Origin of the sequence: Natronolimnobius baerhuensis, assembly GCF_002177135.1 — an archaeon.
GTDB classification, from domain to species: domain Archaea; phylum Halobacteriota; class Halobacteria; order Halobacteriales; family Natrialbaceae; genus Natronolimnobius; species Natronolimnobius baerhuensis.
The window spans coordinates 1-12,325 of sequence record NZ_MWPH01000005.1 but is presented as its reverse complement, the minus strand read 5'-3'; the positions used below and the strand labels follow the sequence as shown (position 1 = coordinate 12,325).

General features: G+C 57.4%; 9 protein-coding genes. 1 reads left to right on the top strand and 8 read right to left on the bottom strand.

Annotation, left to right across the window (positions count from 1 at the left end; genetic code table 11):
• Positions 1–82: 82 nt before the first annotated feature.
• From B2G88_RS17925 to B2G88_RS17900, 6 genes are all read right to left on the bottom strand, one after another.
• On the bottom strand, positions 83–1,846 hold the full coding sequence (locus B2G88_RS17925) for a glycoside hydrolase family 2 protein (RefSeq protein ID WP_054861921.1): 1,764 nt from the start codon (positions 1,844–1,846) through the stop codon (positions 83–85).
• A 215-nt stretch (positions 1,847–2,061) separates the two neighbouring features.
• A complete protein-coding gene (locus tag B2G88_RS17920) occupies positions 2,062–3,822 on the bottom strand; it encodes a glycoside hydrolase family 2 protein (protein ID WP_087715573.1) in 1,761 nt (586 codons plus the stop codon).
• Between the two features lie 121 nt (positions 3,823–3,943).
• Positions 3,944–5,119: an ABC transporter ATP-binding protein gene (locus tag B2G88_RS17915; protein ID WP_087715572.1), complete on the bottom strand. Its 1,176-nt coding sequence runs from the start codon at positions 5,117–5,119 to the stop codon at positions 3,944–3,946.
• 55 nt (positions 5,120–5,174) lie between these two features.
• Positions 5,175–6,092, bottom strand: coding sequence for a carbohydrate ABC transporter permease (locus B2G88_RS17910; protein ID WP_054861922.1), 918 nt, complete (start codon positions 6,090–6,092; stop codon positions 5,175–5,177).
• Between the two features lies 1 nt (position 6,093).
• Positions 6,094–7,050, bottom strand: coding sequence for a carbohydrate ABC transporter permease (locus tag B2G88_RS17905; RefSeq protein ID WP_087715571.1), 957 nt, complete (start codon positions 7,048–7,050; stop codon positions 6,094–6,096).
• A gap of 25 nt (positions 7,051–7,075) precedes the next feature.
• Positions 7,076–8,497, bottom strand: coding sequence for an extracellular solute-binding protein (locus tag B2G88_RS17900; protein ID WP_054861924.1), 1,422 nt, complete (start codon positions 8,495–8,497; stop codon positions 7,076–7,078).
• A gap of 202 nt (positions 8,498–8,699) precedes the next feature.
• Between B2G88_RS17900 and B2G88_RS17895 the strand changes: the two genes are divergently transcribed.
• Positions 8,700–9,548: a bile acid:sodium symporter family protein gene (locus B2G88_RS17895; protein WP_054861925.1), complete on the top strand. Its 849-nt coding sequence runs from the start codon at positions 8,700–8,702 to the stop codon at positions 9,546–9,548.
• Positions 9,549–9,623: 75 nt separating this feature from the next.
• Here B2G88_RS17895 and B2G88_RS17890 read toward each other — a convergent pair whose 3' ends face one another.
• Positions 9,624–10,448, bottom strand: a complete 825-nt coding sequence (locus B2G88_RS17890; protein ID WP_054861926.1) for an SDR family oxidoreductase — start codon at positions 10,446–10,448, stop codon at positions 9,624–9,626.
• 86 nt (positions 10,449–10,534) lie between these two features.
• Positions 10,535–11,902, bottom strand: coding sequence for a glucuronate isomerase (gene uxaC, locus B2G88_RS17885; RefSeq protein ID WP_087715569.1), 1,368 nt, complete (start codon positions 11,900–11,902; stop codon positions 10,535–10,537).
• Between the last annotated feature and the right edge of the window lie 423 nt (positions 11,903–12,325).

The following is a 12,325-nucleotide window of genomic DNA, read 5'->3' as shown; positions in this document are numbered from 1 at the left end:
CCGAGTACGAACTGACTGATGAACTGAGGGCTGTCATCCGGTTTTGTTCATCTGACGGCCGGTGTCGTGTCTACGTTCCCTCTCAGGGCCGCTTTTCCTGATAGAACTCTCGCAGGACGTGGAACGCCTGCTTTTTGCGGCCGTGCTGGTCGACGACACCCTTGCGATTGTAGCCGCGCTGGTGTTCGTTCTGTCGCATTGGCGCCCTGAAGTCGAAGAGGATCCACGGCGCCATCCCGGCGATCTGGTCGTTCCCATCGATGGCCTCCGTCTGGCCGCGATAGATTTCTGCCTGGAACTCCTCGGTCCAGCGCTCGTCCTCGTCGCCGTGGTGTCCCCATTTCGCGCCGCCGCCGGTTTCCGAGACAACGACGGGCGTTCCGTCGGGGTCCTCCTGAAACTGCTGCATGTCGTCTGCATCGCCGTAGTACCAACCGTAGTACTGGTTGATCCCGACCACGTCAAGGTTCTCCTTCAGCGGATCCTTGAGCACGATGCCGTCGTCAGTGTCGTCGACGAAACACGCCGCGGTGACGAGTCGGGTCTCGTCCAGTTCGCGGACGTAGTCGGCCATCTGCGGGAGCACTTCGTTCCGGGTGTCGTCCTTGTGGTCGGTCTCGTTGGCGATCGACCAGAGGGCGACCGACGCCCGGTTCCAGTCGCGCTGGGTCACCTCACGGAGCTGCTGGCGGTACAGCTCCTGGATCTCCTCGTCGCCGAAGTTGATGTCCCAGTAGGCGGGGACCTCCTCCCAGAGGAGGATTCCCTCTTCGTCTGCTTTCCGCGCCATTTCTTCGGTGTGCGGGTAGTGTGCGAGCCGGGCGTAGTTACAGCCGAGTTCCGAGAGCCACTCGAAGCGCTCGTTGACGTCTTCGATATCGAGTGCACGCCCCTTCCCAGCGGACTCTTCGTGCAGTGCAATACCGCGGAGCCAGAGATCCTCGCCGTTGAGTTGAATATCGCCATCGACGACCTCGACCTCGCGAAGTCCAACCGCTTCCTCGAGCGTATCCGAGTCAGCCGTCACTTCGAGGGTGTACAGCCGCGGATCCGATGGACTCCACAACGTTACGTCTGTGCGAGCGAGCGTTACCTCGCCGGTAAACACGCCATCGTCGTCAGCAGTAAGCTTGAGCGAGGTATCAAGTTCGGGCAGCGACGCTGTCACCTCGGCGTCGCCTGCTGCGTGTTCGACCCACGCCTGCACGGAGACGTGAACGCTGTCTTCGGAAAGCTCGGTCTCGAGTTTGTAGTTACGGATGTAGGTTTCCGGCACTGAGACGAGTTCGACCGAGCGGTTGATGCCGCCGAAGTTGAACCAGTCCGTACTGGCGTTTGGAATCCCGTCGTCGTAGCGCTTGTTGTCGACTTTGACGACGACGAGGTTCTCGCCGTCGACCAACTCGTCGGTAACGTCGAAGCTGAACGGCGTGAATCCACCCTCGTGTTCGCCCAGTCGTTCACCGTTGAGCCAGACTTCTGCTTTGTAGTTGACCGCACCGAATTGGAGGTGCGTTTGGTCGTCGGCTGTCTCGGCGTCCCAGTCGAACGTCCGCGCGAACCAGACCCACCCTTCGTAGTGGCGGAACTCAGTGACCGCTTCACCGAAACTTGCCGGGATATCGACGGAGTAGCCATCGTGGACGTTAAAATCGACCGGCATGCCTTCCTGCTCGGAGGCACCAACTTCGTAGATCGATTTTGGCGAAAAGCCAGCCGGATTATCCTCGTCATCGTCACCGACCATATCCTCGAAGTAGCCGTCGTACATCTCGTACTGGTCGGGGATCGCTTGCCACGTTCCGTCGAGCGAGACGCTGTCCCGCGGGTACGATAACAGGTGCATCAAACTATCGTTCCGGCTAATCCGATAAAAGTATACCGGTACCAATTCACACCTCAACGCGGCGACAGACGACGCTAGCGATTACATAAAATGGGCGAGACAAGCCGGGTGAGTGCTGCGTTGATTCTAGAGCAACAACTGAAACTGTTTACACACCAATCGCATAGCCCTCGTGCGATTGGGTGTGCACTGACTTTCAGTGGCTACTATAGCTGTTACTCGAGGCGACCGGATTGGTAGAATTCCTGAAGGACGTCAAAGGCCTCTTTCTTGCGGCCGTGCTGGTCAATCAGTCCCTTCCGGTTGAAGCCGCGTTGATACTCGTTCTGTCGGATTGGTGCCCGGAAATCGAAGAGAATCCAGGGGGACATCCCAGCGATTTGCTCGAGATCCTCGAGGGCGCTTGTTTGCCCTCGATAGATATCGGCTTGGAATTCCTCGGTCCAGCGTTCGTTACTCTCGCCGTGGTAGCCCCACTTTGCACCGCCGCCAGTTTCGGAGATAACGACAGGTGTGCCCTCAGGGTCGTCCTGAAAGCGTCGCATATCGTCGGCATCGCCGTAGTACCAACCGTAGTACTCGTTAATGCCGACGACGTCGAGGTGGCCTTTGAGCGGATCATCGATGACGAGTCCGTCGTCGGTATCTTTGATGAAACAGGCTGCGGTCACGAGCCGGGTATCGTCCAGTTCGCGGACGTAGTCGGCCATCTGCGGCAGGACTTCGTTCCGGGTCTCGTCGTTGTGGTTGGTCTCGTTGGCGATCGACCACAGAATCACGGACGCGCGATTCCAGTCGCGCTGGATTAACTCACGGAGTTGCTGTCGGTACAGCTCTTGGACGTCCTCGTCTCCGAAATTGACGTCGTGATATGCAGGCACCTCTTCCCAAAGGAGAATGCCCTCTTCGTCCGCTACTCGAGCCATCTCCTCGGTATGTGGATAGTGTGCCAACCGCGCGTAGTTACAGCCCAACTCGTTTAGCCATTGGAACCGTGTTCTGATGTCCTCGCTGTCCAGTGCACGGCCCTGCCCGGCGACTTCTTCGTGCAGTGCAATACCACGTAGCCAGATCGGCTCCCCGTTGATGCGAACCTCGCCGCCGTCAACTGACACCTCGCGGAGCCCAACTCGGTCTTCGATCGTGTCACCTCTGTATGAGAGTCGGACCGTGTAAAGACGTGGATCGGATGGACTCCACAGATCCACAGCCGACTCCGGTATTGAGATCGTCCCACTGAACGCTGGCCCATTCTCGGCCTCGAGTTCGGTTTCGACTCCGAGGTCTGGTATTTCGACGGTGACTGGCTCGGATGGCTCTGACGCGTCGACCCAGGCCGATATGTCTATGTCGACAGCCCCGTCTGCAATCGTCGTCCCGACTTTGAAGTTCCTGATGAACTCTGCCGGAGTCGTGACGAGGTCGACCCCTCGGTTGATGCCGCCGAAGTTGTAGAAGTCGGTCATCTTCTCCGGCATTCCGTCTTCGTATCGCTTGCTGTCTACCCGGACGACCACCACGTTCTCACCGTCCTCGAGAGCGTCAGTGGCCTCGAAGCTAAACGGCGTGAACCCGCCTTCATGGGTGCCTAACTCGTGTCCATTCAGCCAGACTTTTGTTTTGTAGTTGACGGCACCAAAGCGCAGATGCGTCCGGTCTCCGTCCTCGATGAGCGAGCGATCGAATGTCTGTGCGAACCACATCCATCCTTCGTAGCCACGGAACTCAGGAATGTTCTCTCCCAGACTCGAGGGTACCTGCACGGAGTAGCCATCGTAAATGTTGTAATCGATCAGGTCGGCGTCGGTTGACGCCTCCGGTTCGTAGATTGACCTATGCATCATCTCGATATCAGGCTGGTCGAGGTCGTCGAAATAATCCTCGTCGTAGCCATCGTGCTGTTCGTATTGATCTGGAATTGCCTGCCAGACACCGTCGATCGAGACAGTCTCTCGAGGACCTACTAACAACTGCATCGAGTATTACATCAGTATGTAACTATAAAAAACTATGGTTATTAGATATTTATTATATCGTACCTTGGTACGGATATCGATGTCAAACGGGGCGATACCGAACGGAAAACAGCCTGATTCGCTATCTCGAGACGGGGTCAGGCTTCTGTTCTAAGCTATGTACGAGGGCGTCTCCGTTCGCCGAATTGAACAGATGGACCTGCGAACGGTCGAGAACGATATCGATCGACTGCCCAACGTTGATATCCACGGTGGGGTCGACCGACATAAGCAGTTGCTCTGTTTTTGAACTGGTCTGGTCCGTGTCATCGAGGTCAGATTCAAATGTCTGACCCGAATCTGGCGCGCGTAGATAGACCATCAGCTCGTCACCCATCGGTTGCACGACATCTACGTCAAGCGCTATCGGTTCAGTGGCGTTTGCGACGGTGCCGTGGTCTTTGGGGTAGACGTTTTCAGGACGAACCCCGAGCGTAATCTGGCTGCTATCGTCGATATCCACCGATGACGGCACGTCTAGGCTGATGCCGAATTCGGAATCAGTGAACGTTCCGCCGTCTACCTCCCCGTGGGCGAACCGCATGCTTGGAGAGCCAACAAACCCTGCAACGAACAGGTTTGCCGGCTTGTTGTAACACTCGAGCGGGGGCGCAAACTGCTGGAGGTCACCGTCGTTGATAATGGCGATCCGGTCGGACATCGTCATTGCCTCCGCCTGGTCGTGCGTGACATAGACGGTTGTTACGTCGAGTTCCTGTTGGAGTCGTTGTAGTTCAGTCCGCATGTGGACCCGCAACTTCGCGTCGAGACTTGCGAGGGGTTCGTCCATCAGGAACACCTCGGGATCCATCACGATTGCACGCCCGATGGCGACGCGTTGTTGCTGTCCGCCGGATAGTTCGTCGGGCATCCGATCGAGCATGCCGTCTATCTGGAGGATATCGGCGGCGTCTTGGACTCGCTCCTCAATTTTGTCGTCGTCGTAGTTTTTCAGCCGGAGACCGAAGTTCATGTTCTCGCGGACGGTCATATGCGGGAACAGCGCGATGTTTTGGAACACCATCGCGATATCTCGGTCTTTCGGCGGTTCGTTCGTGACGTCTCGTCCCGCGATTTCGATCGTCCCGTCGGTCGGCTTCGTCAGGCCGGCAATCGTCTCTAGCGTTGTTGATTTCCCACACCCCGACGGGCCGATGAGGGAGATGAACTCCCCGTCTTCAATATCGAGATTCATGTCGTCAACGGCGACGACGTCCCTGTACTGCTTCGTTACGTCATCTAACATTAGGTGGCTCATAGCGTACTACCTCCGTTATTTTCGTGCGTGTTGCTTGGTGCGTGATTCAGTTCGATCATCCGCGCAGTGTCCCTCCGGAGAGTCCGCTCACGATTTTCTTTTGTGCGACTAACACGAGTAGCGCGATCGGAAGGATCGCAAACAGGCTGGCTGCTGCCATCAGGTCGTATCTGACCGACACCTGCGTCTGGTAGTTCGACAATCCCCAGACGATCGGCGACCAGTCTGCTGCGGCGCCAGTTGTGAGCAACTGTGAGAAGAAGAACTCGTTGTACGCGGTGATGAACGTCAGGATACCCGCGGTGACGAGTCCCGGTGCCGAAAGCGGTGCGATAATGCGATATAGCGACCCGATCCGTGTCGAGCCGGTCACTCGTGCGGCGTCCTCGAGACCGTCCGGGATCTGGCTGTAAAACGTCGTTAGCAGCAAGATCGCAATCGGCAGTGTCAGGGTCGTCAACGGGAGTGCAACGACGCCAGGGGTACCGAACAGATCGGGCGAACTGATTCCAAGGACGCTGATATTCCCGGTGAGGAGTCGGAAGAGCCCCACGATGAACGTCGCGCCGGGGAAATACGAGAGGACGAGGATTCCGATAAACAGTATCGGCTTCCCTCGGAAATCCATCCGTCCGAAGACGTAGCCAGCGAGACTCGCGAACACGAGCACGATCATGGTCACCATCACCGCGATAACGAGGCTGTTGAATACGAACCGATGGAGTGGAACGACCTGAAACATCTCGATGAAGGATGATGGGTCGAACCCAGCGGGTACAATACCCGCATCGGTCGTCCGACTACTGGGCGTCAGTGCGATCACGAAGAGATAATAGAACGGGGCTAGCGAGATCAGCACGATACAGATCGCAGTGAAGTAAAACAGGTTGCGGTACAACGTGTCACTGTTGACGATACTGTATGAGACGAGCTGCTCAAGTTTCGAGTCGTTCCCTGATCGTTCGGTGCTCATGTTAGATCCCTCCGGTACTGGAATTGCCGTACTTGATGAGGTAGCCCACCGACACAAGACCGATCAGTATCGCCGTAATGAACGCCAGCGCTGCTGACGTTCCGTACAGGCTGCCGTTGAACGTTCCGACGACGCCACACGTCAGTGATGGAACGGTGCTACAGTTCGTCGTCGCATCGATGAGCCCGTATACGCGCATCGACATCAGCGACTTCAGCAACATCGCAATCATCAGAACGGGCATCACCTGCGGAAGCGTGATCAGTCGGAACTGCTCCCATCTCGAGGCACCCGCGACTTTCCCGACCTGGTAGAGGTTCTGATCGATCCCCTGCAACCCGGCCAGGATTATCAGTGCGATGAACGGGGCGCTCACCCAGATATCGGCGAGTGAGACGATCGCAAAGGCGGTTACACTCTCGTTGAGCGGCTGGGACCCCATCAACCCGAGTGAGTTGACGAGGTCAGTCCCAGCGCCGGCCGGAATAAAGAGGAGGTAGAAAATCATTCCTTGGACGACGATTGGGACTGCCCATGGGAGCAACACTGCCACTCGGACGATTGACCGGCCACGGTACGTTCCGTTGAGTACGAGCGCCTGTACGAACCCGAGTATCGTCGCAAACACGACCGTGACGGCCGTGAACATGAGCGTTACTGGCAGGATGCTCTGGAACGGATTGCCCAGATCAATGAATGGGCGAATCAGGACGGAGTCTCGCCCGCCAGTCACCAGTTCCGTGTAGTTTGATAGCCCGATGAACTCTCCACGGAACTGACTGAAGCTATCTGCGTACAGTGAGGTTTCTAACGTGTACAGGACGGGCCAGAGAGCCAGCACACTGAACACCAACAGTACCGGAAACAGCATGAAGTACGCGAACTGGGACTCGGTCCGGTTTTCGATCCAGTTGTTGACCGTCGCGATGGTCTGTCGGATCGTCCCTGTCGTGTTCATACTGGTCTGTGACCGCATCGATGTGCTATTGGGCATTGTCGTTCTCGATCGTTAGTAGCTGCTCCTCGAGGTCTCCCATCCCCTCTTCTGGTGATTTATCCTGTGAGAGGACGTTGTGGACCTCCTGTGCGATGATGTCTGACTGCTGGAAGTAAATCGAGGTGACTGGCCGTGGCATCGGGTTCTCGGCGGCGATTTCGTACGTGTCCATGTAGTCTCCGAAGAACGGATGCTCCTGTACGTCGTCGGACTCCAACACGGGAATCTTTGGGGGGATGTTCCCCGTTGCGTTAAACTGGAACGCCTGGAACTCGTCGGTCATCATTGCCGTGATGACTTCGACTGACTCCTCGAGCATCTCGGTGTTTTCGTTGATCGAGTAGTTGTATCCAGCCAGTTCGGAGACTGAGCCGCCGAGTCCATCGTACTCCGATTCGGATTCCTCAACGCCGTACGGGTACGGCATCAGGCCGACCTTGTCGTGGACATCATCACCGAAGTTATCCTCGCTGGCTGCCATCTGTATGAGCAGCGGTATCCCGCCGTCGTATGCGAACGATTCCCCGTTTATGAACGACTCCATGTCGACGGTAAACCGCCAGCCGAGGGACCCTTCAGGAACGATCTCGCCTGCAAAGTCGGAACTGTCGAGGGAGTGGTCGTCGTCGTGGCCGTACAGGAACGTCCTGAGCATTCGCAACGCATCATGAACTGGCTCCTCATCGACTGTCACCGGCCGATCTCCGATTGGGCCGAACAGGTGATCGCGCCCGCCGAAGTATGCGCCACCCCATTGGGACATGATCGCGTTAAACGAACAACAGGTAATCGTCTGTGAGAGTTCCAGCGGAAGCGTCAGTCCGTACTCCAACTCGTCGCTTTCCTCCATTGCATCCGCGACGACCTGTGACCACTCGGCCCACGACATCGGTTCCGTCGACCAGTTTTCTCCCTCCGGGTCGTACCCCGCCTCCTCCGCGAGATCCTTCCGGTAGAGCATTCCTCGGATGTCCATGTTTGACGGAACGCCATACAGGTCCCCATCGGGATCACGGCTCGAGTCGAGGCTTGGACCATTGAACTCACTCTCGAGTTCATCGAGTTCGTCATCATCAAGGTGGTTGTTGAGATTGACTAACTGGCCCCGCTCGATGAACGGGATCGACCAGCCAACGTCCATGGTCAGGACGTCCGGTTCCGATCGCCCCGCGTTCAGCCACTGTCTGTACTGATCGTCGATCGTGTCTAACCCCATCGTCATGACCTCGAGGGAGATATCCTCTGAAACACCCGCGTCATGGAGTGCCTGTTTGAACTCCTCGCGGTCTTCCTCGGTGGGGTAGCCGTCCTCGAGAACGGTGATCTGTACAGCGTCGTCACCATCGCCGTTACTCCCGGAACAGCCCGCGAGCGAGACTGTTGCACCTGTTGCCCCGACTGCTTGCATAACCCGTCGCCTAGAGAGACGATTGGCACTGGTATGTTCTGGCATAACCACCCGTAGCTATTCAACACTATTATTTATAGATTTGGGTGTGTCTCACATTGCCATTCCGAATAGCAAGCCTCAGCGGGCCAGTCGGGCACGAATCGACCGAGACGGTGGAACCAATATGTTTTTTACTGGCCTTCTCTCCAGTACAATACGAATGTTAGAGGGTCCCGTCGGTACCGCAATCGATCTCCTGACTGCCGTTTTCGTCCTCGCAACCATGCTGTCGACCGGCCTCGGTGTTCCAGTTAGTCGCCTCGTTGCCTCGCTCGAGCAGCGCTGGCTGGTGGTTCGCTCGCTTCTGTCGAACCTCGTTCTCGTCCCGTTGCTTGCCGTGGTGTTGATCGCAGTCGTCCCGATGGACTCGAGTTATGCAATCGGCCTTCTGTTGGTTGCGATTGCTCCTGGTGCGCCGTTTGGCCCAAAACTCGCTGAGATCTCTCGGAGCAACATCGCGTTCGCAAGCGGGCTTATGGTGTTGCTCTGTCTCGTCTCGGTCGTGACGATTCCGCTCAGTATGGCACTTCTCATCCCCGATGGGGCCGCCGTCGATCCGATGACGGTCGCACAGGTCGTTATCATCGCCCAGCTCGCGCCGCTGCTCGTTGGTCTTGGGATTCGCCGCCGGTTCAGATCCGTTGCAACGCGACTCCTCGAGCCAATGCGACGACTGTCGACGTACTCGATGCTGTTGTTGACTGTGTTGCTCGTTCCGGCGACTGCCAGTGAGTTTGTCTCGCTACTTGGCACCGGGGTGTTGTCCGTGTCGGTCGCTGTCGTCGTCGGCTCAATTGCGCTTGGCTATGCTCTTGGCGGGCCAGCAGTGGGCACGCGTGAGGCGCTCGCGACGACGACTGCCGCACGGAATATTGCAATCGCCCTTCTCGTTGCAACGACGACCTTTGCAGATACGCGGGTGCTTGCTGTCACGCTCGTTTTCGGTACTGTCGGACTCGTCGTCTCCGTTGTTACGGCTGGCATCTGGCGAACGGACGATCCCCAGTGACTGCAGGGCTGGTCTGTCCAACACGACACAGATCGAGACGATCGCGCCATCCTCGAGTCGTTCTCAGTACGGCCGCTAGACGCCGCTGAAGGCCGAAAAGCCGCCGTCGACCGGAATCACCGTACCGGTGACGAACGCAGAGCCGGGAGCGAGCAGCCAACAGACCGTCGTCGAGAGATCTTCCGGATCGCCAAAGCGGTTCTGTGGCGTGTGATCGATGATCGTCTGCCCGCGGTCGGTGTACTCGCCAGTTTCTTCGTCGATCAGCAGATAGCGATTTTGCTCCGTCAAGAAGAAGCCCGGTGCAATCGCATTGACGCGGATATCGGGCGAGTACTCCTGGGCCATATGCACTGCCAGCCATTCAGTAAAATTCGATACTGCCGCCTTCGCACCCGAATAGCCCGGGATCTTGGTCAACGGCGTAAAGGCGTTCATCGATGAGACGTTCAGAATACGCCCCTCTCCCTGTTCGACCATGTACTCGCCAAACGCCTGCGACGCAAGGATTGTCCCCACGAAATTGACGTTCATCACCTGCTCGAGGCCATCTTTCGGAAGGTCAAAGAATGACGTCTCTTCGCCCGTTGTCGCATCTGGATGATTGCCACCCGCTGCGTTGATGAGGACGTCGATGCGACCGTACTCGTCGACGACCATCTCGGCCGCTGCATCCAACGCTGCGCGGTCGAGCACTGACGCTTGAATCGTCATGTGCTCGATATCCCGCGCCTTGAGGTCGTCGCTTGCTGCCTCGAGTTTGTCCTCACCACGAGCGAGAAGAACAACGGTAGCACCCTGTTCGCCGATGGCTGTTGCCATTTCTGTGCCGAGGACGCCTGAGCCGCCGGTTAGTACGCATACGTCGCCGTCGAGGTCGAAATCAGTTTGCGCTGTCATCGGTCCCTACGATAGCTGTTGGCAACGAGGAGTATGTATGTTCCGTGTTCTCGACGGCAGCCAGTTCTGGCCGCAGGCAACTATGACTACTCGAAGCCGTAGAGCGATTTCGGCCGCTCGTAGGCCAGATAGTTGACGAGGTGTTCGGCGTGTGCCATGGCGACGCGGTCTCGGTCGACCATTTCGCCGACGACGTTCGCCAGCGTTCGACGGAACATCTCGAATCGGGAGCCATAGGACAGCAGTTTGCGCGAGTCACTCACCATACCGGCGTGATTAGCCAATAGATCGACGGACCCGACGTACTGCAGTTGCTCTTCGATCCCGTACGGGCTGTCGTTGAACCACCATGCGGGTCCAACGCTGACGTTTGGGAACGCTCGAGCAATGGTCGTGATCGTTGGGTACTGCGTGGGATCGACGGTGTAGAGGACGATATCGGTCTCGCCATCGAACTCGTTGAGGAAATACACGAGTTCGTCAGCGAGATCGATTGAGTGCTTCGAGACATCGCCGCCGGCATCAGCGCCAACAGTCTGGAATAGTTCGTCGCGATAATCCCGAACTGCGCCGAGGTGCAGTTGGGTGACCCAGCCCCTTGCTGCGTTGAGCCGTCCGACCGTCTCGATCAGGTACGCCTGAAAGTCTGCCACGTCATCCGGTGTGAGATTGGTCCCCTCGAGTGCTTTCCGGTACACTGTTCGTGCTCGCCGCTGGCTCACCGGCCGCGTGCTGATCTGCTCGAGACTCAGGTCGCTTGCTCGACAGCCATGGGCGTGGAAATACTCGTGGGTCTGCTCGAGTGCCTCGATAAATCCCGAAAACGACTGGACGCCGGTTCCGGTTGCCTGCTCGAGGTCGTCGACGAACTCGTCCCAGGAGTCCCGGCCGATGTGGAGCGCCCGGTCGAGTCGCCACGTCGGGCGAACGTCGACGCCATCGATGGCACGTTCGGCTTCTTCGTGGGCCTCGAGCGACGATGTTGGGTCGTCGGTCGTACAGAACAGTTCGACGTTCATGTCCGCGAGCAACTGCTGTGGACGCATTGTGTCCGTCGCCAGTTGCGCTTTCGTCTCGGTCCAGATTGATTCGGCCGTCGCCTCGGAGATCGGCTTCTCGATGCCAAATCGGCGTTTCAGATCGAGATGAATCCACTCGTAGCTCGGATTGCCGGCGAAGTTGGGAAACTCCGCTGCAAGTGCCAGCCACTTCTCCTTGTTCGACGCGTCACCCGTAATCTTTCGCTCGGGGATGCCGCGTGTTCGCATCATCGACCAGACGTAGTGGTCCGTTGCGCCTTCGACCTCCCAGATATCGTCCCAGCCATCGTTTGCGACGATTTCCTCGAGGTCTGCGTGCGTATGTGGGTCGACAATCGGAACTGACTTGATTTCGGCGTACAGGGTTTCTGCGGCCGCCGACTCGAGCAGGTATGTGTCACTCAGAAAGCCCATACACGTCGGTTCGTCCCAGCTCACAAAAGGATACCGACTACAAACTGCCGAGTTGACGCCTCTTGTGCGCACTAGCGCGCGGTAGCGGTTCGATAGGGCCGAACAGACTGTTCCGTCTCTGGTGTGAGTTTTCCTCCAGTGTCTGGCACTTCTAGCCGTGTCTCGAGCGTGGCGAATGCGACTATCGCGGCGGCCGTCCTCGTATAGCGTGTTCTGGAATAACTCCCAAACAGCTCTCTCGAGCACCATTCGGGATGATTCGACACACTCGAACAGCATGTGTGAACTGTCACCACAGTTACGAATTCCACGACACTGATTTACGCGTGTACTGGTGTAATTAGGTGGGTGGGGCATCGATACGCTCGTCATAGTCGCTGCTCCTCGCCAACTATCGACCGCATATTCAGTCTCGAGAAGCCT

Bases quoted from the DNA above. Each gene is read 5' to 3' on its own strand.
- B2G88_RS17925 (WP_054861921.1), bottom strand. From the start codon at position 1,846: ATGCACCTGTTATCGTACCCGCGGGACAGCGTCTCGCTCGACGGAACG.
- B2G88_RS17920 (WP_087715573.1), bottom strand. From the start codon at position 3,822: ATGCAGTTGTTAGTAGGTCCTCGAGAGACTGTCTCGATCGACGGTGTC.
- B2G88_RS17915 (WP_087715572.1), bottom strand. From the start codon at position 5,119: ATGAGCCACCTAATGTTAGATGACGTAACGAAGCAGTACAGGGACGTC.
- B2G88_RS17910 (WP_054861922.1), bottom strand. From the start codon at position 6,092: ATGAGCACCGAACGATCAGGGAACGACTCGAAACTTGAGCAGCTCGTC.
- B2G88_RS17905 (WP_087715571.1), bottom strand. From the start codon at position 7,050: ATGAACACGACAGGGACGATCCGACAGACCATCGCGACGGTCAACAAC.
- B2G88_RS17900 (WP_054861924.1), bottom strand. From the start codon at position 8,497: ATGCAAGCAGTCGGGGCAACAGGTGCAACAGTCTCGCTCGCGGGCTGT.
- B2G88_RS17895 (WP_054861925.1), top strand. From the start codon at position 8,700: ATGTTAGAGGGTCCCGTCGGTACCGCAATCGATCTCCTGACTGCCGTT.
- B2G88_RS17890 (WP_054861926.1), bottom strand. From the start codon at position 10,448: ATGACAGCGCAAACTGATTTCGACCTCGACGGCGACGTATGCGTACTA.
- uxaC (WP_087715569.1), bottom strand. From the start codon at position 11,902: ATGGGCTTTCTGAGTGACACATACCTGCTCGAGTCGGCGGCCGCAGAA.